Annotated in this window: 23 protein-coding genes, 2 tRNA genes and 3 riboswitches; of the genes, 15 read left to right on the top strand and 10 right to left on the bottom strand. The window is 69.5% G+C overall.

The genetic code is table 11. From position 1 onward, the window contains the following. Positions 1 to 34 precede the first annotated feature (34 nt). Together ACQCSZ_RS12985 and ACQCSZ_RS12980 are read left to right on the top strand one after the other, a co-directional pair. Positions 35 to 1,360 (top strand): hypothetical protein, encoded by a 1,326-nt coding sequence (locus ACQCSZ_RS12985; RefSeq protein ID WP_427004188.1) that lies wholly within the window; start codon positions 35 to 37, stop codon positions 1,358 to 1,360. Between the two features lie 105 nt (positions 1,361 to 1,465). Beyond that, a riboswitch (guanidine-III (ykkC-III) riboswitch) is annotated at positions 1,466 to 1,532 on the top strand. Positions 1,533 to 1,541: 9 nt separating this feature from the next. After that, entirely contained in the window at positions 1,542 to 1,856 is a 315-nt protein-coding gene (locus ACQCSZ_RS12980; protein ID WP_427004187.1) for a DMT family transporter, read from the top strand. A gap of 68 nt (positions 1,857 to 1,924) precedes the next feature. Here ACQCSZ_RS12980 and ACQCSZ_RS12975 read toward each other — a convergent pair whose 3' ends face one another. Next, on the bottom strand, positions 1,925 to 3,325 hold the full coding sequence (locus ACQCSZ_RS12975; RefSeq protein ID WP_427004186.1) for a dihydrolipoyl dehydrogenase family protein: 1,401 nt from the start codon (positions 3,323 to 3,325) through the stop codon (positions 1,925 to 1,927). An 89-nt stretch (positions 3,326 to 3,414) separates the two neighbouring features. Further along, a complete protein-coding gene (locus tag ACQCSZ_RS12970; protein ID WP_427004185.1) occupies positions 3,415 to 4,095 on the bottom strand; it encodes a histidine phosphatase family protein in 681 nt (226 codons plus the stop codon). A 110-nt stretch (positions 4,096 to 4,205) separates the two neighbouring features. Between ACQCSZ_RS12970 and ACQCSZ_RS12965 the strand changes: the two genes are divergently transcribed. Continuing rightward, the gene (locus ACQCSZ_RS12965) at positions 4,206 to 4,985 is read left to right on the top strand and encodes a CPBP family intramembrane glutamic endopeptidase (RefSeq protein ID WP_427004184.1); all 780 of its coding nucleotides are present in this window, start codon (positions 4,206 to 4,208) and stop codon (positions 4,983 to 4,985) included. Between the two features lie 127 nt (positions 4,986 to 5,112). Here the strand turns inward: ACQCSZ_RS12965 and ACQCSZ_RS12960 are convergent, their stop codons facing one another. Continuing rightward, positions 5,113 to 5,751, bottom strand: coding sequence for a VOC family protein (locus ACQCSZ_RS12960; RefSeq protein ID WP_211878004.1), 639 nt, complete (start codon positions 5,749 to 5,751; stop codon positions 5,113 to 5,115). A gap of 153 nt (positions 5,752 to 5,904) precedes the next feature. Beyond that, positions 5,905 to 6,020, top strand: a riboswitch (SAM riboswitch). A gap of 63 nt (positions 6,021 to 6,083) precedes the next feature. Here ACQCSZ_RS12960 and ACQCSZ_RS12955 point away from each other — a divergent pair. Together ACQCSZ_RS12955 and metX are read left to right on the top strand one after the other, a co-directional pair. Beyond that, positions 6,084 to 7,400, top strand: a complete 1,317-nt coding sequence (locus ACQCSZ_RS12955; protein WP_427004183.1) for a bifunctional o-acetylhomoserine/o-acetylserine sulfhydrylase — start codon at positions 6,084 to 6,086, stop codon at positions 7,398 to 7,400. 101 nt (positions 7,401 to 7,501) lie between these two features. Next, a riboswitch (SAM riboswitch) is annotated at positions 7,502 to 7,617 on the top strand. An 11-nt stretch (positions 7,618 to 7,628) separates the two neighbouring features. Further along, the gene (gene metX, locus ACQCSZ_RS12950; protein ID WP_427004182.1) at positions 7,629 to 8,894 is read left to right on the top strand and encodes a homoserine O-acetyltransferase MetX; all 1,266 of its coding nucleotides are present in this window, start codon (positions 7,629 to 7,631) and stop codon (positions 8,892 to 8,894) included. Between the two features lie 74 nt (positions 8,895 to 8,968). Here the strand turns inward: metX and ACQCSZ_RS12945 are convergent, their stop codons facing one another. Both ACQCSZ_RS12945 and ACQCSZ_RS12940 read right to left on the bottom strand, forming a co-directional pair. Next, the gene (locus tag ACQCSZ_RS12945) at positions 8,969 to 9,544 is read right to left on the bottom strand and encodes a hypothetical protein (RefSeq protein WP_427004181.1); all 576 of its coding nucleotides are present in this window, start codon (positions 9,542 to 9,544) and stop codon (positions 8,969 to 8,971) included. Positions 9,545 to 9,592: 48 nt separating this feature from the next. Beyond that, the gene (locus tag ACQCSZ_RS12940; protein WP_427004180.1) at positions 9,593 to 10,468 is read right to left on the bottom strand and encodes an SGNH/GDSL hydrolase family protein; all 876 of its coding nucleotides are present in this window, start codon (positions 10,466 to 10,468) and stop codon (positions 9,593 to 9,595) included. Between the two features lie 70 nt (positions 10,469 to 10,538). Here ACQCSZ_RS12940 and ACQCSZ_RS12935 point away from each other — a divergent pair, with 70 nt between their 5' ends. Then, a complete protein-coding gene (locus ACQCSZ_RS12935; RefSeq protein ID WP_427004179.1) occupies positions 10,539 to 11,189 on the top strand; it encodes an alpha/beta hydrolase in 651 nt (216 codons plus the stop codon). Positions 11,190 to 11,387: 198 nt separating this feature from the next. Here the strand turns inward: ACQCSZ_RS12935 and ACQCSZ_RS12930 are convergent, their stop codons facing one another. Next, positions 11,388 to 11,624, bottom strand: coding sequence for an RNA-binding S4 domain-containing protein (locus tag ACQCSZ_RS12930; RefSeq protein ID WP_211877996.1), 237 nt, complete (start codon positions 11,622 to 11,624; stop codon positions 11,388 to 11,390). A gap of 32 nt (positions 11,625 to 11,656) precedes the next feature. On the opposite strand from ACQCSZ_RS12930, the gene ACQCSZ_RS12925 reads away from it, so the two are divergent. The 3 genes from ACQCSZ_RS12925 to ACQCSZ_RS12915 all read left to right on the top strand — a co-directional run bounded on the left by ACQCSZ_RS12925 (position 11,657) and on the right by ACQCSZ_RS12915 (position 15,207). Then, entirely contained in the window at positions 11,657 to 12,652 is a 996-nt protein-coding gene (locus ACQCSZ_RS12925) for a DMT family transporter (protein WP_427004178.1), read from the top strand. Positions 12,653 to 12,823: 171 nt separating this feature from the next. Further along, positions 12,824 to 14,209 carry a glycine--tRNA ligase gene (locus tag ACQCSZ_RS12920; RefSeq protein ID WP_427004177.1) on the top strand — a complete coding sequence of 462 codons (1,386 nt, stop codon included), beginning with the start codon at positions 12,824 to 12,826 and terminating at the stop codon, positions 14,207 to 14,209. 2 nt (positions 14,210 to 14,211) lie between these two features. Beyond that, a complete protein-coding gene (locus ACQCSZ_RS12915; protein WP_427004176.1) occupies positions 14,212 to 15,207 on the top strand; it encodes a GNAT family N-acetyltransferase in 996 nt (331 codons plus the stop codon). Positions 15,208 to 15,327: 120 nt separating this feature from the next. Here ACQCSZ_RS12915 and ACQCSZ_RS12910 read toward each other — a convergent pair whose 3' ends face one another. The 3 genes from ACQCSZ_RS12910 to ACQCSZ_RS12900 are packed head-to-tail and all read right to left on the bottom strand — an operon-like array spanning position 15,328 to position 17,787. Continuing rightward, entirely contained in the window at positions 15,328 to 16,158 is an 831-nt protein-coding gene (locus tag ACQCSZ_RS12910) for a lysophospholipid acyltransferase family protein (RefSeq protein WP_427004175.1), read from the bottom strand. Between the two features lie 56 nt (positions 16,159 to 16,214). Further along, positions 16,215 to 17,015: a DUF1295 domain-containing protein gene (locus ACQCSZ_RS12905; protein ID WP_427008330.1), complete on the bottom strand. Its 801-nt coding sequence runs from the start codon at positions 17,013 to 17,015 to the stop codon at positions 16,215 to 16,217. Positions 17,016 to 17,028: 13 nt separating this feature from the next. Continuing rightward, positions 17,029 to 17,787 carry an alpha/beta hydrolase gene (locus ACQCSZ_RS12900; RefSeq protein WP_427004174.1) on the bottom strand — a complete coding sequence of 253 codons (759 nt, stop codon included), beginning with the start codon at positions 17,785 to 17,787 and terminating at the stop codon, positions 17,029 to 17,031. A gap of 311 nt (positions 17,788 to 18,098) precedes the next feature. On the opposite strand from ACQCSZ_RS12900, the gene ACQCSZ_RS12895 reads away from it, so the two are divergent. The 6 genes from ACQCSZ_RS12895 (at position 18,099) to ACQCSZ_RS12870 (ending at position 24,342) form a co-directional block, all read left to right on the top strand. Then, entirely contained in the window at positions 18,099 to 19,550 is a 1,452-nt protein-coding gene (locus tag ACQCSZ_RS12895; RefSeq protein WP_427004173.1) for a YibE/F family protein, read from the top strand. A 64-nt stretch (positions 19,551 to 19,614) separates the two neighbouring features. Beyond that, the gene (gene dusB / locus ACQCSZ_RS12890) at positions 19,615 to 20,793 is read left to right on the top strand and encodes a tRNA dihydrouridine synthase DusB (RefSeq protein WP_427004172.1); all 1,179 of its coding nucleotides are present in this window, start codon (positions 19,615 to 19,617) and stop codon (positions 20,791 to 20,793) included. After that, positions 20,786 to 22,075: a deoxyguanosinetriphosphate triphosphohydrolase gene (locus ACQCSZ_RS12885; protein ID WP_427004171.1), complete on the top strand. Its 1,290-nt coding sequence runs from the start codon at positions 20,786 to 20,788 to the stop codon at positions 22,073 to 22,075. The genes dusB and ACQCSZ_RS12885 overlap by 8 nt, the downstream gene beginning before the upstream one ends. Positions 22,076 to 22,088: 13 nt before the next feature. Continuing rightward, positions 22,089 to 23,981 carry a DNA primase gene (dnaG, locus tag ACQCSZ_RS12880; RefSeq protein WP_427004170.1) on the top strand — a complete coding sequence of 631 codons (1,893 nt, stop codon included), beginning with the start codon at positions 22,089 to 22,091 and terminating at the stop codon, positions 23,979 to 23,981. A 67-nt stretch (positions 23,982 to 24,048) separates the two neighbouring features. Further along, positions 24,049 to 24,121, top strand: a tRNA-Asn gene (locus ACQCSZ_RS12875). A 148-nt stretch (positions 24,122 to 24,269) separates the two neighbouring features. After that, a tRNA-Asn gene (locus ACQCSZ_RS12870) sits at positions 24,270 to 24,342 on the top strand. A gap of 124 nt (positions 24,343 to 24,466) precedes the next feature. On the opposite strand, the gene ACQCSZ_RS12865 is transcribed toward ACQCSZ_RS12870, so the two are convergent. Beyond that, entirely contained in the window at positions 24,467 to 24,874 is a 408-nt protein-coding gene (locus ACQCSZ_RS12865; protein WP_211877982.1) for a hypothetical protein, read from the bottom strand. Positions 24,875 to 24,907: the final 33 nt, after the last annotated feature.

Raw genomic sequence — 24,907 nt, 5'->3', positions numbered from 1 at the left:
CTATGATTCCGATCCGCAGAACGGTGGTGGTGTTGTGTCCTGGACCCAGGTATCAGACGTTGCACAGCTCAATGAGGCCCTGGCATCGGGGGCCAGGGAGGTTGAAATCTCCGGCACGCTGAAGGGAATGCCCTCGGTGACCCTGCCGCCCGGGGTGGCCCTGCGCGGCGGGGAGCTGGTCTTCGGGGCCAAGGGCCTGCGGCTGACCAGCGACAACACGGTCGAGAACATCACGGTGCGCACCTCGGCGCACGAGCTCGCCGTCTACAACGACCACACCGTGGCGGACCTGGGCACGCTGCGGCTTGCGGACGTCACCAGCTACGGGCAGGTTTACCTCAGCGCGGAGGGCAGCGTCCGGTCCGGCCGCATCGAGGCCGACGGCGTGCACGTGGCCGAGGCGGACACCCGGGGCCGGGCGGACCGGCCCGCCGGGTTCGGCGTCGAGGCGCTGCAGGGCGCCTTCACCCTCTGGAACCGGCAGCCGGACGCCGCCGTCGTGCTCACCGCACGGCTGGAGAACATCTCCGCGGGCAGCGCCGGGGCCCCGGTGCGCGGCGGCGGCGTGTTTGTCGGCGGGCACGGCGATACGGCGGGCAAGGCCGACGGCGGCGCCGTCACGCTGGAGCTGCTCTCCACCGGGGACGTCTTCTCCGACGGCGGCATCGCCCCGGGCACCCCGGACCTGATCAGCGGCGGCGTCTTCATCATCAGCGGCGCCCATGCCGCGGACGTCGTGAACCTGGGCACCACCACCACGTTCGGCCAGAACGACATGGTGCTGGACAACTGGGGTGCGGTGGAGAACTGGACGGCCAAGGCAAAGGTCACCTCGCACGGCCCCAGCGGCATCGGCTTCGTCAACTTCGGCGACATCGGCGTGCTCACGGTTCAGGCGCCCATCGAAACCACCGGCCTGGGCGCCCGCGGCTTCAACGTCTACGACGGCTCCCTGCGCGAGGCCGTGTTCGACTCGATCACCACCCGCGGCGACGGGTCCGTGGGCGTGCAGGTCAGCCGCGAGCTGCCCAGGCTGACCATCAAGGGCAGCCTGTCCACCTCCGGCGGCACCGGCGAAAGCCTGGTCAAGGGCGTCCTGATGCCCCTGGCGGCCATCGCCCTGAGCGTGAAACCGACCGGCCGGATCGGCTCCGTGGACATCGGGGCGGACATCTCCACCGACGGCGACAGCCTGGCCACGGTGGACCTGGAGGGCCCCGTCGGATCGCTGGCGGTGGGCGGAAAGATCATCGCCAACGGCGCCGGCGCCTCGGCCGTGCGGATCGCCGGCGTGGCGGGGCCCAGTCTCGACGGCCTGGTGCTGGAGGCCCCCAACGGCCAACCCGTGGCCGCCGGATAGACCCCGGAATTAAACGACGGCGGCCCGGCACCCTTCGCGCGAAGGGTGCCGGGCCGCGACGCAATTCAGAAGTTGCCAGGCCGCAGGCGGACGTGCGAACTTGGAGGGGAACCCCGGACAGGGTTTCCCGGACGATGGGTGCCGTACCCGGTGTGCGACGAGACGGCCCGTAGGAGACGTAATGTCATGGCTTGTTTTGGTGCTTTCCGGCGTTCTCGAAGCGGTGTGGGCTACAGCCCTGGGTAAATCCGAAGGATTCAGCCGCCCTGTTCCCTCTGCGGTTTTCATCGTGGCCCTGACGGCAAGCATGCTGGGTCTGGCGTATGCCATGCGGGAGCTTCCCCTGGGGACGTCGTACGCCGTGTGGGTGGGAATCGGCGCGGTGCTGACCGTCGTGTATGCGATGGTGACCGGTGCGGAGCCAGTCTCGGCCCTGAAGGTCCTGTTCCTGGCGATGATCGTCGGCGGCGTCGTGGGGCTCAAGGCCATTCATTAGGTCTGAAGGGCCGGGAATGTCCCGGAAACCGCGGGCCTGGTGCCGGGCCGTCCCGGCGGCCGCCGCCCTCAGTCCTCGAGGTAGGCGGGCGTGAACAGCAGGGTCAGGCCCTCGGCCATGGTCGGGTGGGTGAGGATGGCATCGCGCACGGCGGTGTATTCCAGCCCGGCCAGCATCGCCATCTGCACCACGGCAATGGTTTCGCTGGCTTCGGTGCCCAGCAGGGCCGCGCCGAGGATCTTGTTGGTGTCCCGGTCGATGACCGCCTTCCAGGCCCCTTCCAGATGCCCCACGGTCCGGGCCCGGGGAATGGCCGTGACCGGCATTTTTGCGATGCGGACGTTGTGGCCGGCGTCCCGGGCCTGCTGCTCGCCCAGGCCCACGCGGCCGAGTTCCGGGGTGGTGAACACACTGTACGGAATCAGCCGGCCGGCGGTGCTGCGCGGCTGCCCGGTGCCGGCCTTCGCCGCCAGGTTGGTCTGCAGCACGCGGTAGTCGTCGTAGGACGCGTGGGTGAACTGGGCGGTGCCGGCGGCGTCCCCGGCGGCCCACACGCCGTCGGCGGTGGTGTGAAGGTATTGGTCGACCCTGATGAAGCCCCGGTCGTCACGTTCCACGCCGGCAGCTTCGAGGTTTATGCCCTCGGTCATGGGCTTGCGGCCCACCGCCACCAGGATGTCATCGGCGGTCACGGTGTCACCGGAGGAGAGCGTGAGCGTGACGGTTCCGTCGGCGGCGCGGGCGATCGATTGTGCCCTGGCCCCCAGCCGCAGGGTGATGCCGGCGTCCGTGAAGTTCTGCTCGATGGCGGCGGCGATGTCCTTGTCCTCCCGGGCGAGCAGCTGGCCGCCGCCCTGGACGATGGTGACTTTTACGCCGATGGTGTTGAGCAGGTCCGCGAATTCGCAGCCGACGTACCCGCCGCCGAGGATGATGATGCTCTCCGGCAGGGATTCCAGCTCCAGCAGGGTGTTGCTGGTCTGCGCGCCGGACTCCGCCAGGCCGTCGATGGGCGGCAGCAGCGGTTCGGTGCCCAGGTTCAGCACGACGTCGGTGCCGCGCAGGGTGCGCACGCCGCCGTCGTTCAGGGTCACCTCCACCGTCCGGGGTCCGGTGAACTTCGCCTCGCCCTGGATGAAGTCCATGCCGGAGCCGGTGAAGGCGGAGAACTGGCCCTTCACCATGGTCTCCACGACGTCCTCCTTGCGGTGGCGCAGCAGTGTGAGGTCCATCCGCGGGTCCTCGGCCCCGGAAATGCCGAATTCTCCGGCCCGGCGGATCGTGTCCAGGACCCGGCCGCTGTTGATGAGGGTCTTGGTGGGGATGCACGCCACGTTGATGCAGGTGCCGCCGATCATCGAGCGTTCGATCATCGCGACGGTCCTGCCGGCCCTGGCCAGGTCCATCGCCAGGGTTTTCCCGGCCTTCCCTCCGCCGACGACGAGCAGGTCAACGTCCTCAATCTCCATGCGTTCCTCCTGTGGGCGATGCCTCCAATGTAACCGTCGGAGCCAGCGTACCCGCCGGGGCTGCGGGCCCGGTCGCGGCCGCCAACCTTTTAGAAGAACATCGGCGGGGCGTCCAGGACGGTCTCGTCCACGCGGCGGTCCTCCCACTGGCTGAAGGGCTTGTCGAGCTCGTACTTGCCGCGGGCGGTGCGCAGCAGGGTCCGGACCTCGGCGTTGTCGGGGTTGTTCAGGGACTCGAAATACTCCACGGACCAGTGGAACCAGCGCATGCAGAACAGCCGCATGGTCAGTCCGTGCGTCACAAACAGCGCGTTCGGGGCATAGCCGGGTTTGGACCAGTGCCGGTGCAGGGTCTCCATGAACGAGGAAATCCTGTCGTAGACATCGGAGCCGGACTCACCTTCGCGGAAGCGGTAGAAGAAGTGGCCGTAGGCGTTGCGGAGCTCCTTCTGGTCCTCGATGTCGTCGGCGATCTGGAAGTTGGCCCAGTCCTGTTCCCGCAGCCGCGGCTCTTCGATGACGCGCTCGACCAGGGGCCCCAGGTTGAGGGCCTCGAGGGTCTGGTAGGCCCGGAGGTACGGGGAGACATAGACGCACACCTGTCGCCCGTCCAGCTGCCGGCGGACCTGCTCGCCGGCCGCCGTGGCCTGTTCGACGCCGAGCGGAGTCAGGGGGATCCGGTAATCGGGCACCCGGTTGTAGATCGAGGTGTCGGCGTTGGCGGCGGACTGGCCATGCCGGATCATGATGATTTTCCCGGGCGCACTCATAAGCTCCAAGCATAGGGCCGGCCGGGGCGCCGGCCATGGAAGAGCCCGGGCGCCGGCCCCGGAAAAGCCGGGATCAGGCAACTACCGGCAAGTGCGGGCAAGATGGGAACATGTTGGTTCCCTCCCGCCGTCGGCTGCGGCTAGAAGTATGGATTGTGCTGGGGCTGTCGCTGGGGCAGTCGGCGGTGTACTCGGTGGTCCAGTTGCTGGACAAGCTGACCAAGGCGCCGCTGGCGCAGGGGACGTCCACGCTGAACCGCTCGCAGAGCAGCCGTGAGTACTTCGACCTCACGTACCAGCTGCTGGACATCATCTTCGCCCTGGTCCCGGTGGTCCTGGTGATTTATTTCCTCACCGAACACCGGGCGGGCCTGTCCGGAAGCAGCCGTCGCGGCGCCTCGGCGTTCCGGAAGCTGGGCCTGGATTTCGCCAGGCCCGGCAAGGACGTGCTGCAGGGGCTGGGGCTGGCCGCCCTGATCGGGATTCCGTCCCTGGGCCTGTACGCCGCCGGCCGCGCCCTCGGCATCACGACGGCGATCATCCCCAGCGCGCTGGACTCCTATTGGTGGACTGTCCCGGTGCTGGTCCTGTCCGCGGTGCGGCACGGGATCGTGGAGGAGGTGATCGTCGTGGGCTACCTGCTGGACCGGCTCGGCAAATTCGGCTGGAGCATGCCGGCGGCGATCTTCGTCAGTTCCATGCTGCGCGGCAGCTACCACCTGTACCAGGGCTTCGGGCCCTTCATCGGCAACGCGGTGATGGGAGTGGTCTTTGCCCTGGTCTACACGCGGACCCGGCGGGTGATGCCGCTGGTCATCGCGCACGCCGTCCTGGACACCGTGGCCTTCGTCGGATTCAGCCTCTTCGGGAAGGCGATCGGCCTGGGCTGAGGCGGCGGCCGGGGCGGCGGCTGGGAAGCGGGCCGCGAAGGAGGCATTAAAAAGAATTCGGCCGCCATCGGTGGGTGGCGTCAGTGGCACCCGCTGATGGCGGCCGAAGAGTTGGGCGGCGGGAGCGTCAGATGGTGACGGCTCCGGTTGCCGTTTCGAAGGTGACGGACAGGATGCCCGGCGTGCCGCGGGGGGCCAGCCAGTTCACGGCAACGTCTTCCAGCGGCTTCTCCACCGGCACGCCGAGCCACTCGGTGACGCGCTCTGCTGAGCCGGCGATCGTGAGGGCGGACATCTTGACGTTGCTCGGGTAGGCGTTGGACGGGTGAAGTTCCGGATCGCCCTCCCACTTGAGCATGTAGGGGACCTGCGGATCCGCAATGAGGCCCAGGATGCCGATCTGCTTCCAGACGAGCTCACGGCCGTCCGGGAACTTCCGGTTGCCGTTGACCGCGGCGCGGCCAAGGCGTTCCTCGAAGGGTGCCAGGTCGTCGACCTCGACACACCAGCCCATCCAGCCGCCGCCCGCTTCCGAGCGGGCGCGGACTGCCTGGCCAAAGGGGGCCTTGTCGGAAGCCGGATGGTTCAGGGCCTCCACGACCTCCAGATACTTGTGTCCCGCGAGCGGGATAATCATGTTGCGGGTCCCGAACCGGGGATGTACTCCGCCCTTCACGGCTTCGACGCCGAGGGCGGACGCAATTCGTTCGGTGGTGGCTGCCAAGCCATCGTGTTCACAGGCGTAAGAGACATGATCCATGCGCATGCCATCATCTTGGCACTTTGTGATGGGGCTCTCAGCTTAGGCGGTCCTAACCGTGGTGGGATGTCCTGCCGGGATTTGCTGGGGGAACCGCTGCGCCTTCATCTTCGTCATAAAGCTATCCAGCGCGGCTGGGGCGTTCCTAGACTGAAGCCAGGTCATGAGTGCCAGCGCACAGCCCCGGCTTGCTGGCCGGCAACCCTCGTATCGCGGTGGGGTGCCCCGGGTGAAGACCTGGCCGTCCGGCGCCCGCCGGAGGGCAAGCGCGGCGCCGCTGCCGTCCCGGGCGATGAGCCCAGGGCGGCCTGTGCCCGGTCCCCTGAGGAGCTGTTCCGATGTCCAACGCCTGGTCCTTCGAAACCCGCCAGATCCACGCCGGCCAGGAGCCGGACAGCGCCACCGGCGCGCGGTCACTGCCCATCTACCAGACGACGTCGTTCGTCTTCCCCAGCGCCGAGAGCGCCGCCAACCGCTTCGCGCTGGCCGAGCTTGCCCCCATCTACACCCGGATCGGGAACCCGACCCAGGACGCGGTGGAGCAGCGCGTGGCCAGCCTCGAAGGCGGCCTCGCCGCCCTGCTGCTCAGTTCCGGCCAGGCCGCGGAGACCTTCGCGATCCTCAACGTTGCCGAAGCCGGCGACCACATCGTGGCCAGCCCCAGCCTCTACGGCGGAACCTACAACCTGCTGGCCCACACGCTGAAGAAGTTCGGCATCTCGGTCACCTTCGTGGCGGACCCGGACAACCTGGAGCAGTGGCGCGACGCCGTCAAGCCCAACACCAAGCTGTTCTTCGGCGAGGTGGTGTCCAACCCGCGCCAGGATGTGCTGGACATCGAAGGCGTCTCGAAGGTGGCGCACGAGGCCGGCGTGCCGCTGATCGTGGACAACACGCTGTCCACCCCGTACCTGATCCGTCCGATCGAGTGGGGCGCGGACATCGTGGTGCACTCCGCCACCAAGTACCTCGGCGGCCACGGCGCCGCGATTGCCGGCGTGATCGTGGACTCCGGCAACTTCGACTTCGGCAAGGACCCGGAGCGGTTCCCCGGTTTCAACACCCCGGACCCCACCTACAACGGCCTGGTCTACGCCCGGGACCTCGGGGCGGACGGCGCCCTGGGCGCCAACCTCTCCTACATCCTCAAGGCCCGCGTCCAGCTGCTGCGCGACCTCGGCTCGGCCGTCTCCCCGTTCAACGCCTTCCTCATCGCCCAGGGCATCGAGACCCTGAGCCTGCGCGTGGAACGCCACGTCGCCAACGCCACCAGGGTGGCTGAGTGGCTGGAGGCGAGGGACGACGTCGAATCCGTCGCCTACGCGGGGCTGCCGTCCAGCCCCTGGTACGAGCGTGGCCGCAAGTACGGGCCCAAGGGCACCGGCGCGGTCGTGTCGTTCAACCTCGCCGGCGGAGCGGAGGCTGGCAAGCGCTTCGTTGATGCGCTCGAGCTGCACTCGCACGTGGCGAACATCGGCGACGTGCGCTCCCTGGTCATCCACCCGGCGTCGACCACCCACAGCCAGCTCACGGCGGAACAGCAGGCAGTGGCGGGCGTGACGCCGGGGCTCGTGCGGCTCTCGGTGGGACTGGAACACATCGACGACATCCTTGCGGACCTCGACGCCGGATTCCGGGCGGCCAAGAGCGCCTGAGATCCGTTGGGTCCCGGCGTCCCTGACGTGTGGGACGCCGGGAGTCACATGGGCGTCACAATCTTCGTCATTCCGGCGGCTTCTTTCGTAAACTCGTTGAAGGTCATGAGTGCCAGCGACAGCCCCGGCTTGCTGGCCGGCAACCCTCCTTTTGCGGCGGGGTGCCCCGGGTGAAGACCTGGCCTGCCGGTCAGCTGCCGGCGGGCAAGCGCGAAGTTAGGTCCTCACATGACAATTGCCATCACCCGCAGCGGGGCGTCCGGAGTTCAGCCATCGGACCACGCAGCCGAAAGAACTGCCCCCGTGCCACCTGAAACGCTCAGCCCCCAGACAACGGATTCCCAGACAACCCATCCCGGGACGGCGGATCCCCGGACGGTGGAATCTGAGGCCGTGGAATCCGGGGCGGTGCCCGACGGGACCGTCCGGTTCCTGCCGATCGGTGACCTCGAGCTTGAATCCGGAGCCCGCCTGCCGGATGTCGTCCTCGGCTACGAGACGTGGGGGACGCTCAACGCGGACGGCTCGAACGCGGTGCTGATCGAACACGCGCTGACCGGGGACACGCACGTCACCAGGGGAGCCAGCGAGGAACCGGGCTGGTGGGAGCAGCTCGCCGGACCCGGCGCCCCCGTGGACACGGACAAGTACTTCGTCGTTTCCGTCAACATGCTGGGCGGCTGCTACGGCTCCACCGGGCCCTCGACGCCGGCGCCGGACGGTCAACCCTGGGGGTCGCGGTTCCCGCTGGTCACCCTCCGGGACACCACCGCGGCCGAGGCCAGGCTTGCCGACGCCCTGGGGATCCGCAGCTGGTTCGCCGTGGTCGGCGGTTCCCTTGGCGGCGCACGGGCCCTGGAGTGGGCTGTCAGCTACCCGGGCCGGGTCCGGCGCTGCGCCGTGATTTCCGTCGGCGCGAGCAGCACGGCCGAACAGATCGCCTTCGCCCAGGCCCAGACCCTGGCCATCCGCCAGGACCCCCACTTCAACGGCGGCGACTACTACGGCGGCCCGGAACCGGAAGCAGGCCTGGCCCTGGCGCGCCGCATCGCGCACATCACCTACCGTTCCGCGGCCGAGCTGGACGGCCGGTTCGGCCGTAATGCCCAGGCCGCCGAGGCCCCGCTGGAAGCCGGGTCGCTGGCCGGGCGCGGACGCTACCAGGTGGAAAGCTACCTCGACCACCAGGGCAACAAACTGGTCCGACGCTTCGACGCCAACAGCTACATCGCCATCACCGAGGCCCTCATGAGCCACGACGTCTGCCGGGGACGCGGCACCCTCGCGGCATCCCTGGCGCCGGCCACGGCCGACTTCCTGGTTGCCGCGGTGGACTCGGACCGGCTGTACTTCCCCGCGCAGTCCCGTGAACTCGCCAACGCGCTGCCGGGCGAGGTCCCGCTGCACATGATCGAGGCGCCGATCGGCCACGACGGCTTCCTGACCGAAATCGGCCAGCTCAGCGAACAGTTCCGGCAGACCTTCTTCGGCTGACATGCGGCGTCCTGCTGACATGCGGCCGGCTGGATGACGCCTTCGGCCCGGACGCCGCGGCCTGCACGGGCGGCTCAGCCCTTCATGATCTCCGCGCGCTGGGCCATGTAATCCTCCATGGCGATCTCGCCGTCGCTGTACCGCTGGTCCAGTTCGGCGAGCTTGCGCGCCCTGTACCCCTGCGGGCCCGACGGCGGCGGAGGAACCGCGGGCCCCGACGGCTGTCCCGCTGGGCGCTGCCCTGGCACGGGAGGACTGTTCAGGTACCCGGGGCTGTCCTCATAGGGGACCGGGGCGCCGTAGCCCTGCCCGCCCGGATACTGCTGGTCCGGGTAGGGGGAGTTTGGGTAGGGGGAGCCCGGGTACGGCTGGTCCGGGGTCGCGGGCCGGCCGGCGCCGCCGGCCTGCCGGAAGCCCCCGCTGAAGTAGTCCTGCTGGGTGTAGCCGTCCCGCGGCTGCTTGTCCTGGCCCGGGAACTGGCCGGGATACCCGCCCGGATACTGGCCCGGGTACCCGCCGCCCAGCTCGTTCGGAAACCCGCCGGGCATGCCCCGGTCCTGGTTGCGGCGGCGGACCGATTTCCGGTAGAGGCGCAGCGCCGTGGGTACCACGAAGGACAGGACGATGATCCAAAAAAACAGACTGTTCACGGTGCCGCGCCTCTCAAGTGTTTCCCTCCAGCTTATGCCCGGACCCGCTCAGGACCGCACGGGCACCTCGGCACCAGGGGGGCCCTCGCCGGAGCCCAGGGGGACACCTGGGCCGAACACCGGACCCGGCAGGGGGCGCTTGGCGGTGATGCCGTCCCCGGTGGAGCGGTGCCGCAGCCGGCGGACCACCCAGGGGACGAAGTATTCCTTTGCCCAGACGAGGTCCTCGGACCGGGCTTCGCGCCAACTGCGCTGCGGCAGGGGCTTGGGCGAGAGCGGCTCCAGGGTGTGCTGGACGTTGAGCGAATCCAGCACCATGGCCGCGATCGTGTGGTGGCCCAGCGGGGAAAAGTGCAGCCGGTCCGCATCCCACATCTGCGGGTCGTTCAGTTGCCGCAGGGACCACATGTCCGCAATGACGGCGTCGTGGCGGGCGGCGATGGTGCGGAGGTTCTCGTTGTAGATGGCCACCTTGCTGCGGATCCGGCCCAGCACCGTGGAACCGGTGTCGGGGCCGTTGAAGAGGACCACCGTGGCACCGCCCAGGCCCAGGATCTGCACCACCGAGTCCAGCTTCTCCGCCAGCGCATCCGGGTCGCCGCCGGGACGGATCAGGTCATTCCCGCCGGCCGAGAGCGTGATGAGGTCCGGTTTGAGGGACAGGCAATGGGCCAGCTGCTGGTCAACGACCTGCTGCAGGAGCCGGCCCCGGACCGCCAGGTTGGCGTAGGCGAAGTCATTGTGGCCGCGGCTGAGTTCCTCAGCCACCCGGTCCGCCCAGCCCCGGTGCCCGCCCGGGCTGGCCGGCTCAGGGTCCCCGATGCCTTCCGTGAAGGAATCCCCGAGGGCCACATAGCGGGTCCAGGGGTGGGTTACGACGCTCCCGGGGGAATTCTCCATGGCTTCGGTCTCGCTTACCTTCATGTCCTGCACTCTTCAGGCAAAGCTACGCCAACGCAACTTGTTACCGGTGGGTAACTGTAAGAATGGTTCCATGACTCTTGCAGATGCCTTCCCTGCCCCCGTTGTCCTGTGGTCCAAGCCCGAGGAAGCCAGGGCCGGCAAACCGCTCCTGGTCCTGCTGCACGGCTACGGCGCCAACGAGCTGGACCTGCTCAGCCTGGCGGACATGCTGCCCGGGGAGTTCGCGGTGGCCTCCGTCCGTGCGCCCCTGGTCTCCGGGGCGGGCTTCACCTGGTTCCCGCTGACCGGCACCGTTGACTACTCGCTCGACGCCGTCAAGGCAGCAGCCGGGTACGCCCAGTCCTGGATCGACTCCGTCAAGGCCAACCACCCCTCGGTGACGCTGCTCGGCTTCTCCATGGGCATGGCCATGGCCACGACGCTGCTGCGGCAGCGCCCGGCGGACTTCACCGCCGTCGTCGGGCTGTCAGGATTTGCCGTCGACGCCGGGGACGACCCGAGCTTCCGCGACCACGAACTGGAGGGGACGGTGCCGCTGTTCTGGGGCCGGGACCAGCAGGACCCGGTGATCACGCCGGACAAGATCGAGTACACAATGGGCTGGGTCCGCAAGCATGTGAAGCTCACCAAGGTGCTGTATTCCGGCATGTGGCACGGCATCAACCAGCAGGAACTGGGCCATGTGTCCGAGTTCCTCACCCACGAGGTCCTCAACAAGTAGCCCGCCGGCCCGCGGCCCCGCCCGGCGGCTCCGCCCGCCCGGCGGCTCCGCCCGCCCGGCGGCTCCGCCCGCCCGGCGGCTCCGCCCGCCCGGCGGCTCCGCCCGCCCGGCGGCTCCGCCCGCCCGGCGGCTCCGCCCGCCCGGCGGCTCCGCCCGCCCGGCGGCTCCGCCCGCCCGGCGGCTCCGCCCGCCCGGGCGCTAGGAACCGGCTGGCGTGCTGATCCGCACGGTCCGGCCGCTGACCGTGACGGTGTCGCCGTCGTGGAGCTGGCGACCGCGGCGGTCATCGATCTCGCCGTTGACCTTCACGAGGCCGTTCCTGATCAGCTCCGCCGCCTCCACACCGTCCTCCACGAGGCCGGCAAGCTTCAGCAGCTGGCCCAGGCGGATCATGTCGTCGCGGATGGGGACCTCTTCAATTTCCGGGTTGCTCATAGAGCAATAATGCCTGACGTAAGGTGCCACGAATGACCCATCCCGCCCGCCTCCCGCTGCTCGCGGGCCTGCCCCTGGCCGTGGCCGCCGGCCTGTTTATCCCCGTCCAGGGGCGCATCAACGGCGCGCTCGGGGCGGTGCTGGGGGACGGCATCGGAGCCGCAGTGGTCAGCTTCACCACCGGGCTGGTCCTGATGATCGTCATTTCCCTGCTCCTGCCGAAGGGCCGGGCGGGGCTGGCCCGGATCCTGCCGGCCGTCCGGGAACGCCGGTTCCCGCCCTACTATGTGCTGGCCGGCTGCATCGGGGCGTTCTTCGTCTTCGCGCAGTCCTTCACGGTGGGGCTGTTGGGAGTGGCCCTGTTTACCGTGGCCGCGGTGACCGGCCAGACCGTCAGCGGCCTGCTGGTGGACCGGCTGGGGATCGGGCCCGCCGGCAAGAAACGCATCACCGGCATCCGGGTGCTCGGGTGCCTCCTGACCATCGCCGCCGTCGCCTGGGCCGTGTCCCCGCGCCTCGCCGGATCGGCGGCGGCGGGCGGCGGGCACGACGGCGGATCCGGCACCGGAGCGCTGCTGGCCACCATCCTCCTGCCCGTGCTGGCCGGCTTCCTGATGAGCTTCCAGCAGGCCATGAACGGCACCGCCACGGTCCACTACGGCACGCCTATCGCCGCCACGCTGGTGAACTTCATCACCGGCACCGCCCTGCTGTGGATCGCCTGGCTGATCAAGCTCGCCGTCGCCGGTGCGGGCAACGGCCTCCCGGGCCAGTGGTGGTACTACCTCGGCGGCCCGATGGGCGCCGTTTTCATCGGCGTCGGCGCCCTGCTGGTCCGCAGCCTCGGGGTGCTGGTCACGGGCCTGGGGATGATCGCCGGCCAGCTGCTGGGGTCCCTGGCGCTCGACGTCGTCCTGCCCGTGCCCGGGACCGTGGTGGCGCTGCCCACGGTCCTCGGCACCATCCTGACGCTCGCCGCCATAGTCCTCGCCACCCTGCCCTGGCCCAAGGGGGCCCTGAAGCGGTAGCAGGCCGGTAGGCTAGGAGGCGCAGCTTCCTGCACCGCACCGTTCGCACCGCACCGTTCGCACCGCACCGTTCGCACCGCACCGTTCGCACTGCTCCGTCCGGCACCAGCCGGGGATCCGGGGCGCAGACCGCGGACCGCACCCAGCGGCCCTGTAGAAATTGGAGTTCCCATGGCAGCAAAATCCGTCCTCGACCAGATCATTTCCCTCGCCAAGCGCCGGGGTTTCGTTTTCCAGGCCGGTGAAATCTATGGTGGCTCACGTTCTGCCTGGGATTACGGACCCCTCGGCGCGGAGCTCAAGGAAAACATCAAGCGCCAGTGGTGGCAGTCGGTGGTCCGCGGCCGCGAGGACGTCGTCGGCCTGGACTCCTCGGTCATCCTGCCCCGCCAGGTCTGGGAGGCCTCCGGCCACGTCGACGTCTTCTCCGACCCCCTGGTGGAGTGCCTCTCCTGCCACAAGCGTTACCGCGCGGACCACCTCGAGGAGGAATACGAGGAAAAGAAGGGCCGCCCCGCCGAGAACGGCCTGAAGGACATCGCGTGCGCCAACTGCGGCACCCGCGGCGAATGGACCGAACCCCAGGAGTTCTCCGGCCTGCTCAAGACCTACCTCGGACCGGTGGCCAGCGAAGAGGGCCTGCACTACCTGCGCCCCGAGACCGCCCAGGGCATCTTCGTCAACTTCAACAATGTCCTCACCGCCTCCCGCAGGAAGCCGCCGTTCGGCATCGGCCAGATCGGCAAGTCCTTCCGCAACGAGATCACGCCGGGCAACTTCATCTTCCGCACGCGCGAGTTCGAGCAGATGGAAATGGAATTCTTCGTCGAGCCCGGCACGGACGAGCAGTGGCACCAGTACTGGATGAAGGAGCGCATGTCCTGGTACACCGGCCTGGGCATCCGGGAGGAAAACCTGCGCTTCTTCGAGCACCCGCTGGACAAGCTCAGCCACTACTCCAAGGGCACCACCGACATCGAGTACCGCTTCGGTTTCCAGGGCTCGGAGTGGGGCGAGCTGGAGGGCATCGCCAACCGCACCGACTTTGACCTCTCCACGCACTCCAAGGCCTCCGGCACGGACCTGAGCTACTTCAACCAGGCCACCAACGAGCGCTACACCCCGTACGTGATCGAACCCGCCGCCGGCCTCACCCGCTCCTTCATGGCGTTCCTGGTCGACGCCTACACCGAGGACGAGGCACCCAACGCCAAGGGCGGCGTCGACGTCCGCACCGTGCTCAGGCTCGACCCGCGCCTGGCCCCGGTCAAGGCCGCCGTGCTGCCGCTGAGCCGCAACGAGGACCTGTCCCCGAAGGCCAAGGACCTCGCCGCCCAGTTGCGCAGGAACTGGAACATCGAGTTCGACGACGCCGGCGCCATCGGCCGCCGCTACCGCCGCCAGGACGAGATCGGCACCCCGTTCTGCATCACCGTGGACTTCGAAACCCTCGATGACCAGGCCGTGACGATCCGCGAACGCGACACCATGAGCCAGGACCGCGTCTCCCTGGATAAGGTGGAGGGTTACCTGGCCGCACGCCTGATCGGCGCCTGACCATGGCGATCGCATACCGTGAATGGCGTGAGGGCGACGACCTCGCGCTGCTGGAAATCTGGGGCGGCCCGGAAACGGTCCAGGCCGGGCAGTTCCGCGGCACGCTGGCGCCCTCGGGGAATGCCCCGTGGCGGCGCTGCATCGTGGCGGAGGACGTCGTCGACGGCGTGGCCATCCCGGTCGCCGCCGGGGTCGTCCACGAGGCCACCCTGCACCCGGAACGGCTCTGGGCCTACATCGAGGTCGACCGGCAGCACCGCCGTGCCGGCGTCGGCTCCACGCTGCTGACCATGCTCCGGCACGAGGCCCAGCGGGCGCCGTCGGGCGTCGCCAGGCTCCGCTGCAAGGTGGAGCCGGGCACCCCGGGGGCGGCGTTCGCCGAGGCGGCGGGCCTGGCCCCGATCCAGCGTTCGCGCCTCGTCGTCGTGGAGCCGGGGGTGCTCAAGCTGCCGGTCTTCGGTGACGGGTCGGAGTCCGCGGCCTCGGACCAGGTGGAGGATCTGGCCACCGGTTCGGTGGAACTCAGCGACGTCGTGGGCCGCTACTACACGGCCGTGCACGGCTGGGACAGCCCCGGGGAGCTGGGCATCGGCACCGTGCAGCGGCTGTTCCTGGACGAGCTGAGCGGGGCCCACGGCGCGATCGTGCTCCGGGCGCCCAAGGCCAGCGCCTTCGGCCAGGGCGTCCCGGCGAGCCGGAAGGGCCGGCTGGAGGCCTTCGCCATCAGCTACGCGGAGCTTGCCCCGGCCGAGGGGGAGGGTGCGGCGCAGGCCAAATCCGGCCAGCCGACGGACGTGTTCCTGGGCCACGACCCGCAGCTCGGCCCGGAGCAGGCCCAGGCCGCGGTCCGGGACCTGCTGGCCCTGATCGCGTACCAGTACCCGGTCCTGCTGGAAGTGGACGACTCCATGACCGCGCTCCGTGCCGTCGTCGAGCCGCTGCTGGAAAGCGGCAAGGCGCACGTCCAGGGCGCCGAAACGCTGGTCGTCTCCGACTGAGCTTCCCCAACTGACTCGCAGTAGTTGTCGTTCCCACGCCTGAAAACGACAACTACTGCGGGTCAGTTGGGTTTAACGGGCACGCACTGCCGGGACGACGACGGCGGCGCCGGCAGGGGTTTACAGGCGCCAGCCGCCCGGGCGCCGCGGACCCTCTGCATCGTCCAGCTTGCGCCGCTGCTCCTCGGTGGGTGCCCCGCCGCCGAGGTCCGCCGGCATCCACCAGGCGCCGGGGGCCGGGCTCAGGGGGAAGTCCGCGATCCCGGTGTCGATGCCGGCCTGGAGCACCTCGCGCAGCCTTGCCGTGGCGGCCGGCACATCCACCGCCGGGTCCGGGAGCAGGGGTTCGCCGACGTGGATCCGGACCGGGGCACGCCAGGCCCGGCGGGGCGAGAAGCCGTGGTGGCGGGTCAACAGCCGGTGGGCGCCCCAGACGGAGACCGGGATGATCGGCACGCCGGCCTCGGCGGCCATCCGCACGGCGCCGGTCTTGCATTCGCGGACCCGGAAGCTGCGGCTGACGCCTGCCTCCGGAAGGACGGCGATGTACTCGCCGGCACGGAGTCTGGCGACGGCCTCGTCGTACGCGTGCGATCCCGACCCGTACCCCACCACCACCTGTCCCGCGGCGCTGATGGCCGGCCCCGCGAGCCAATGGTCCGCGGCGCCCTGGGTGATCAGGAACCGCAGCTGGGCCCGGTTGTTCCGCCAGAGCAGCAGCTCGCCGAAGGCGAAGTCGAGGTAGCCGAAGTGGGTGATCGCCACGACCGCCCCCGTTCCCGGGGTGACGTGCCGGGAGGATCCGCCGGGGGAACCACGGCGCGGTTCCGGCGTCGGGAGATGCTCCCGGCCGGTGATGGTGACGCGGATGCGGAACAGCCAGCGCAGCAGCAGGCCGGTGCGGACGATGAAGCGGTAGAAGCGGTCGCTGGGCTCGGGCCGCCAGGCCATGGTGTGCCTCCTGTTGGATGAACCTGGAAATGGGGAGCACCCGCGGGTGCCGGCCCTCAGATGCGGCGGGGCGGCCACGGGATGAAGCCCGAGGTGGCCGCGATGTACTCCTTGTACCCGGGGCGGGCGGACATGGCCTGCTCCGCCAGGGGTTTCCCGGTCTTGCCGGCGAGGGTCCAGATCATCAGCGCGGGGGAGAGGACGGTCAGGACGCCGGGCCAGGAATCGGCGGCCACGAGGAACAGGCCCGCCCAGACGACGGCGTCGCCGAAGTAGTTGGGGTGGCGGGTGTAGCGCCAGAGCCCGGTGTCGAGCACGGTCCCGCGCCTGGACGGGTCGGCCTTGAACCGTGTCAGCTGCCAGTCGCCGACCGCCTCGAAGACGAAGCCCAGGATCCACAGCAGGGCCCCGGCCAGCGCCAGCCAGCCGGACGTCCCGGTGCTGAACATGCCCACCTGCACGGTGAGCGAGACGAAGAACAGCACCAGGCCCTGCGGCAGGTACACCCGGCGCAGCGCATAGACGTTCCGGGAGCCGGGCGCGGCGGAGAGCATGTCCACGTACCGCGGATCCTCGTGCCCGCCGCGGGCCCGGACCCCGATGTGCGCGGCCAGCCGGAGGCCCCACACCGCCACCAGGGCCAGGAGCAGCAGGCGGCGTCCGCCGTCGCCGTGGCCTGCCGAGAGCAGCCACGAGAGCGCGGCCACCAGCACGAAACCGGGCCCCCACACCGTGTCCATCACCGAATGGCGGCCCTGCCGTACGGCGACAGCGAAGGTCAGCGCCAGCAGGACCGCGAGCGCCGCGGCCACCCAGGGAAGGCTGGCGATAAAGGCACCGAGCGGAAATTGCGGCATCACAGCGCCACCATCACAGCACCACCGGAAGGCCGGCTCCGGCCGCGGGAAGGAGCCGGCGGAGGGCGTCCGTGCTGCGCTCCATCCGGGTTCCGGTGCCGGCCGCGAAAGCATCGAGGATGAATCCGTCCGCGAGCGCGTTCCACAGCCCCAGGCGGCGGAGCATGAAGTGACCGGCACCCTTCAGCGCGACATAGTCCACGGATTCAGCGACGCCTTCAGCCCGCCGGGCGTAGGCCAGCGAATTGGCCGGGCTGGTCCAGTGGTCCTCGGTGCCGTGCACGATCAGGATCCGCCGCCCGGCGACCGGGTCCACCGGGGTGGCCCCGTTCAGCCAGGGGGCAAGGGCCACGACGGCCTCCACCTGCGGGTGGTCCGCGACGCACAGGGCCGTCAGCCCGCCCATCGAGTGGCCGAGGAGATAGACGGGCACGCCCGGATGCTCGCGGCTGATGTGCGTGAGTGCCCACCGGGCGTCCTGGACAGGGGACATGTCCTCCCCGTTCCACCCCCGGTACCGGTTCCGGAGGTTCCATACTGCCAGGCCGTGGGGCCCGCCCTGATCCCGGAGGGCCTGTACGAACGGCAGCATCCGGGCCGGACTCAGGCTCCGGGCGCGGACCGCATCGTAGCTGTCCGCCCGCCCGCCGTGCAGGACCAGGGCGACGCCGCGGGTGTCCCCGGCTGCATCGGCGATTGTCAGCACGGCCTTCGCCGCCGGCCCCGCCCCGGGCACAACATGTTCGCGGTCGTCGAGTTTGCGTATGGCCACGCCGGTGTCCTCCCATCCGTCAATTACCAAGCCTAGGTTGCCGCGCCGACAGTTCAAGGTCCGGACTGGTTCCAGGAACCGGCGGCAGGAAAAATCCCCGGGTTCCCAGGGACCTTTCCATTGGCCATTCGGAGCCGATGGCCGTACCGATGGGCCCGGGGCACGCCGGGCCCGGGATGCCGGGCCCGGGATGCAGGGCTTCACCCGTCCGCCAGGACTCCGCGCACGCCGGGCCCCGGGTGCAGGGCTTCACCCGTCCGCCGGGACTCCGCGCACGCCGTAAAGTTGCATGGCATGAGGTTGAACTGCTGATGGGCGCCGGACATTCGCATGCCCCCACGGAGCATGCTGAGCCGACGCCCCAGGCGCGCGCCGCACGGAAGAAGGCCAACTGGATCCTGGCCGCCGTCCTGATCCCGCTGACGCTCCTGACGCTCGCAGCCATGGTCATGATGTGGCCCTCGGGCAGCAAAGAGGGCGTCACGCTGGCCAGCCCGTACGCGGCCGCGCCCGGGGTCACCTTCGACACCGGCAAGATCCAGCGGGTCGTGGCGGGCAGCTGCACGGACGGCTCCCAGCCAGGCTCCCAGCCAGGCGCAGGGCAAGGCTCAGGCCAAGGCGCCCCGGAGGGCCAGTCCGCGCCGCAGGGCTCGCAATGCACCTTCGCCTACACACAGCCGGACAAGGGCGGCAACCCGGTCAAGGTGGTCATCAACCCCGACGTCGCCAAATCCCACGGGGTCAAGCCCGGCGACAACATCCGCTACCTGAACCTCTCCGGGGTCCAGGGCGCCTCCGCCCAGGGTTCACCCGCCTACGTCTTCGTCGATTTCGTCCGCACGCTGCCCATCATCTTCCTGGCGGTGCTCTACGCCGTCGTCGTGATCGCGGTGGCCCGCTGGCGGGGGCTGCGGGCCCTGATCGGCCTGGCGGGGGCCTACGCCGTGCTGGTCTCCTTCATGCTGCCCGGCCTGGTCGAAGGGAAACCGCCGCTGCTCCTGGCGCTCGTGGGATCCACGGTGATCATGATCGGGGTGCTGTACTTCGCTCACGGCTTCTCCGCCAGGACGTCGACGGCGCTGCTGGGGACGATGTTCGGGCTGGGCATCACCTCACTGCTGGCGGCCTGGGCCACCGACGCCGCGAACCTCGCCGGGGTGGGCAACCACGACGCCGCCACGCTCGCGAACATTTCGGACCACATCTCCATCTCCGGCATCATCCTGTGCGGGCTCATTATTTCCGGGCTGGGTGTCCTCAACGACGTCACCATCACGCAGTCCTCCGCCGTCTGGGAACTGTGGGAGCTCGCCCCGGAGACGTCAGCCCGCAAGCTCTTCACCTCAGCCATGCGGATCGGCCGGGACCACATCGCCTCCACCGTCTACACCATCGCCTTCGCCTACGCCGGCGCGGCCCTGCCCATCCTGATCATCGTGATGCTGTACGAGCGGCCCCTGGGCGACGCCCTCACCAGCGCCGAACTGTCCGAGGAAGTGATCCGCACGCTCGTCGGCTCCATCGGACTGGTCCTGGCGATCCCCGTGACCACCCTGATCGCCGTGCTCGTGGTCAAGGCCACCGGGATCAAAGCCGGCACCGTCGGACGGAGCAGCAGCCGTGTTGCGGCGCCCCGGCCGGGGGACGACGCCGTCGGCGTCACCGACCGCGAAGCCGCCGGCGGCAGCGTCCTTGGCCCTGCCGGCGAGTTCGAAACGGTGCCCGAAACGCGCCGCGGCCGCCGGGCCGCAGCCCGGGACTGAGCCCGCTTATCCACATAGCCGGCCCGGATCCGGCCGATTTGCCCGGCTTTGAGACAATGGTCGGGTGACTGTTGTAGCAACGCCTCCCGCCCCCAAGCTGGAACTCCCGCCCCTGAAGCTGGGCCCCCTCACGGTGGACACCCCCGTGATCCTGGCTCCCATGGCGGGCATCACCAACTCCGCCTTCCGCAGGCTCTGCCGCGAATACGGCGGCGGCCTGTACGTCGCGGAGATGGTGACCTCGCGCGCGCTGGTGGAACGCACGCCGGAATCGCTGCGGATCATCGCGCACGACGACGACGAAAAGGTCCGCTCCGTCCAGCTCTACGGCGTGGACCCGGTGACCGTCGGTGCGGCCGTGCGGATGCTCGTCGAGGAGGACCGTGCGGACCACATCGACCTCAACTTCGGCTGCCCCGTTCCCAAGGTGACCCGGCGCGGCGGCGGCTCGGCCCTGCCCTGGAAGACCGACCTCTTCACCTCGATCGTCCGGACCGCGGTCAAGGAAGCCTCCCAGGGCAACATCCCGCTGACCATCAAGATGCGCAAGGGCATCGACGAGGACCACCTGACGTACCTCGACGCCGGCCGGATCGCCCGCGATGCCGGCGTCGCCGCCGTCGCGCTCCACGGCCGCACCGCCGCCCAGTTCTATTCCGGCCAGGCCGACTGGTCCGCCATCGCCCGGCTGCGCGAAGCCCTGCCGGACATCCCGGTGCTCGGCAACGGCGACATCTGGTCCGCGGAGGACGCGGTCCGGATGGTCCGCGAAACCGGGGTGGACGGCGTCGTGGTGGGGCGCGGCTGCCAGGGCCGGCCGTGGCTGTTCGGGGACCTCATGGCGGCGTTCGAAGGCAGCGACGTCCGGCACAAGCCGGACCTCCGCCAGGTGGCCGAGAGCGTCTACCGGCACGCCGAACTCATGGTCGAAACCTTCGGCGACGAGGGCAAGGCCCTGCGCGAGATCCGCAAGCACATCGCCTGGTACTTCAAGGGCTACGTCGTGGGCAGCGAACTGCGGACCAGGCTGGCGCTCGTGACGAGCCTTGAGGTGCTGCGCGGGACGCTGGACCAGCTGGACCTGGATTCGCCGTATCCCGGAGCCGACGCCGAGGGCCCCCGGGGCCGGGCGGGCTCGCCCAAGAAGCCCGCGCTGCCCAAGGACTGGCTGCTGGACCGCACGATGGACGCCGAGCAGTCACGCGAGATCTGCCACGCCGAGCTGGACGTCTCCGGTGGCTGAGACCAGGACCACCGCCCCGGTGCTGGACGGCTACGTGGCCCGCGATTCCGCCCGCTGGGTGGAGGAGCCGCCCAAGTCCACCTACCGCTCGGACTTCGAGCGCGACCGTGCCCGCGTCCTGCACTCCTCGGCCCTGCGCCGGCTCGGAGCCAAGACCCAGGTGGTGGCGCCGGACACCGACGACTTCGTCCGCACCCGGCTCACCCACAGCCTCGAAGTGGCGCAGGTGGGCCGGGAACTCGGCCACGCCCTGGGCTGCGACCCCGACGTCGTGGACACCGCCTGCCTCAGCCATGACCTCGGCCATCCGCCCTTCGGGCACAACGGCGAGTCGGCCCTGAACGAGGTCGCGCACGCGATCGGCGGCTTCGAAGGCAACGCCCAGACCCTGCGCCTGCTCACCCGGCTCGAACCCAAGGTCCTGGCCCCGGACGGGCGCCCGGCCGGGCTGAACCTGACCCGCGCTAGCCTCGACGCCGCCGCGAAGTACCCGTGGACGGCCCAGGACGCCCCCGTCATCAACGGCCGGCGGACCAGCAAGTTCGGCGCCTACGAGGACGATCTGCCGATCTTCGGCTGGATCCGGGAGGGCGCCCCGGAACGCCGGTCCTGCCTCGAAGCGCAGGTCATGGACCTCGCGGACGACATCTCCTATTCCGTGCACGACGTCGAGGACGCCATCGTCGCCGGCCACTTCCAGCTGCGCTGGATGGACAACCCGGACCACCGCGCCCGGGTCGTGGGCTACGCCAAGCAGTGGTACCTGCCGCAGCAGGATCCCGCCGCGATCGACGCCGCCCTGGCCCGGCTGGAGGCCACCAGGGTGTGGGTGCGCGAGGCGGACGGCAGCCGCAAGTCCATGGCCGCGCTGAAGGACATGACCAGCCAGCTCATCGGACGGTTCTGCCAGAGCGCCCTGGAGGCCACCCGCGCCGTCTACGGACCGGAGAACCTCACGCGCTACCACGCGGAGCTGATCGTCCCGGAGGAGACGGTGATGGAAATCGCCGTGATGAAGGGCCTGGCCACCACCTTCGTGATGACCACCGAACACCGGCAGCCCATCTACGAACGCCAGCGCGAGGTCCTGCATGCACTGGTCACCGCCCTGAACGCCACCGGGGACCGCCACCTGGAGCCGATGTTCGCCGCGGACTGGCGGGACGCCGGGGACGACGGCGCGCGGCTGCGCGTCGTGATCGACCAGGTCGCGTCGCTCACCGACGGCTCCGCGCTGGCCCTGTATGAACGGCTTGTCGGCAGCCTGCCGTCGCTCTGGTGACTAGGATGGCACTGTGGCCGGCCTGATCAAACGCGAAGATATCGACGAAGTACGCCAGCGTACGGACATCAAGGAAGTCGTCGACGGCTACGTGACCCTCAAGGGTGCGGGGCTGGGATCCTTCAAGGGCCTGTGTCCCTTCCACGACGAGCGCTCGCCGTCCTTCACGGTCCGCCCGCAGGCGGGCAGGTACCACTGCTTCGGCTGCGGCGAGGACGGCGACGTCATCTCCTTCGTGCAGAAACTGGACCACACCTCGTTCCAGGAGGCGGTGGAAAAACTGGCGTCCAGGATCGGCTTCGAGCTCCGTTACGAGGACGGCGGCTCCGGCCCCAACCGGGACGAGATCGGCCGTCGCCAGCGGCTGCTGGACGCCCACAAGGTGGCCGACGAATTCTTCCGCGCCCAGCTGCTGACCCCGGCGGCCGCGGAGGGCCGCAACTTCCTGCACGGCCGCGGCTTCGACCGCACCGCCTCTGAACAGTTCGGCGTCGGCTACGCCCCGCAGGGCTGGGATTCGCTGCTCAAGCACCTCCGCGGCCGCGGCTACACGGACCCCGAACTGAAGCTGACGGGGATGTTTTCCGAAGGCGGCCGGGGGATTTACGACCGCTTCCGGGGCCGGCTGGTCTGGCCCATCCGGGACATCGCCGGGGACACGATCGGCTTCGGCGCCCGCAAGCTCTACGAGGACGACCAGGGCCCCAAGTACCTGAACACCCCGGAGACCGCGCTCTACAAAAAGTCCCAGGTCCTGTACGGCATCGACCTCGCCAAGCGGAACATCGCCAGGGAACGCCAGCTCGTGGTGGTGGAGGGCTATACCGACGTCATGGCCTGCCACCTGGCCGGTATCACGACGGCGGTCGCGACCTGCGGCACCGCATTCGGCACCGAGCACATCAAGATCGCCCGCCGGCTGCTGTCCGACGACGGTAGCGGCGGAGAGGTCATCTTCACGTTCGACGGCGACGCCGCCGGCCAGAAGGCGGCGCTGCGCGCCTTCGAGGAGGACCAGCGCTTCGTGGCGCAGACCTACGTCGCCGTCGAACCCAACGGCGCCGACCCCTGCGACCTCCGCCAGGCCAAGGGCGATTCCGCCGTCCGGGACCTGATCAGCACCCGCCGCCCGCTGTTTGAATTTGCGATCCGCGCCGCCCTGAAGCGCCACAACCTGGACACCGTCGAGGGCCGGATTGCAGCCCTGCGGGAATCCGCGCCCGTCGTGGCGCAGATCCGCGATGCGGGCATCCGTCCGGGCTACGCCCGCGAGCTGGCCGGGTGGCTGGGAATGCCCGTCGAGGAGGTCAGCCGGGCCGTCGGCGCGGCCGCGAAGCGCGCTGTCCGGCCGGGAGCCGCCGGGCAGGGCCACGGGGGATCCGCACCGGGAGTGGCGCCCTTGCCGCCGTCGCCCGCCCTGCCGTCCTTCAACCGGCCCGATCCGCGGGACCCGGTAGCGGCGATGGAGCGCCAGTCGCTCGAGGTTGCCCTCCAGGAGCCGTCGCTGCTGGAAGGCGAGACATGGGAGCGCTTCTCCGGGGCGCGCTTCTCGACGCCGGCCTACCTCGCCATCCACGAGGCCATCCGGGCCACCGGCCTCGGCTTCGCCGGGAATCCGGTGGGCTGGGTCGAGCAGGTCCTGCAGGAGGTCCCCGAGCCGCTGCGGCCGCTCGTGTCCGAACTCGCCGTCGTGCCCCTGCCGGCCAACACCGCCGAGGGCGTGCTGCGGTACTGCCGGGACATCCTGGCGCGGCTGTTCGAGCTGCAGATCACCAGGGTCAAGGCGGACAAGATGGGCCAGCTGCAGCGGCTGGATGCCTCGGCCGATCCGGAGGAGTTCCAGCGGCTGAACCGGGAGCTGATGCAGCTGGAGATGGAGCGCCGGGCGCTGCGTTCGGATGCCTGAGGATCCGGTTCCGGGTGGTCAATTTCGCTTCCCGGGCGGGTGTTTGCTAGGCTTATAGCCGCTTCATTCCTCCTTAGCTCAATTGGCAGAGCATTCGACTGTTAATCGAAGGGTTGCTGGTTCAAGTCCAGCAGGAGGAGCGCGCAGTCCCCGTTCCGGGTCACCGGGACGGGGACTTTTTTCATACCCTCTGGGGGTATTTGTGGTGTTCCGCCTGAACTCCCCCTGAACGGGGGGCCGCCGATTTCCTATGCGGCGAAACGTTTGCTAATGTCATACCTGCTTCATTCCTCCTTAGCTCAATTGGCAGAGCATTCGACTGTTAATCGAAGGGTTGCTGGTTCAAGTCCAGCAGGAGGAGCGGACAGGTCCCGCAGCCGGTTGTTCACCGGCTGCGGGACCTTTTTTATGCGCTCTTGCGTGTTGGTGCGCGGAAGCTTGCGTGCGGATTCCTCAGGCTCAGGGGACCTCAGACTCAGGAGGCCTCAGACGAAGTCCATCTCGACGTGGAGGAAGCGCTCGGCTTCGGCCACGGCGGCCAGGAACGCTTCATTCTCAGTGGGGGACTGCCGGGGCTCACGCGGATGCCACTCGTGCGGAGCCGAATGCACCCGGGTGAAGCCACCGCCGGGCGGGGCATAGAAAATGCCGAACCGCTGCACGGGCCATTCCGGAGAGGTCTCGGGCGCGACCAGCAGGGCCGAGTCGTGCGCCCGGTTGTGCCACTGGGCGATCGGACGGCGCCGGTCCTCCGTGAACAGGCCTCCCGCATATAAGGCCGCCGACTGCGGGCTGGTCTGGCTGCACAACCGCTCCCACCACAGAGGCAGGATCGCGGAGTCGTAACGCTGCCACGCGGCCGGTAGGGGTGGAGGGTCCCGCCAGGCGGACATACAGCAACTTTATCGCCAGCCGTGGATCGGGAA

Source organism: Pseudarthrobacter sp. H2, from assembly GCF_050157045.1.
Classification (GTDB): Bacteria; Actinomycetota; Actinomycetes; order Actinomycetales; family Micrococcaceae; genus Arthrobacter.
Note: the sequence above shows the minus strand (reverse complement) of the source record. Positions and strands in the feature narration are given on the sequence as shown.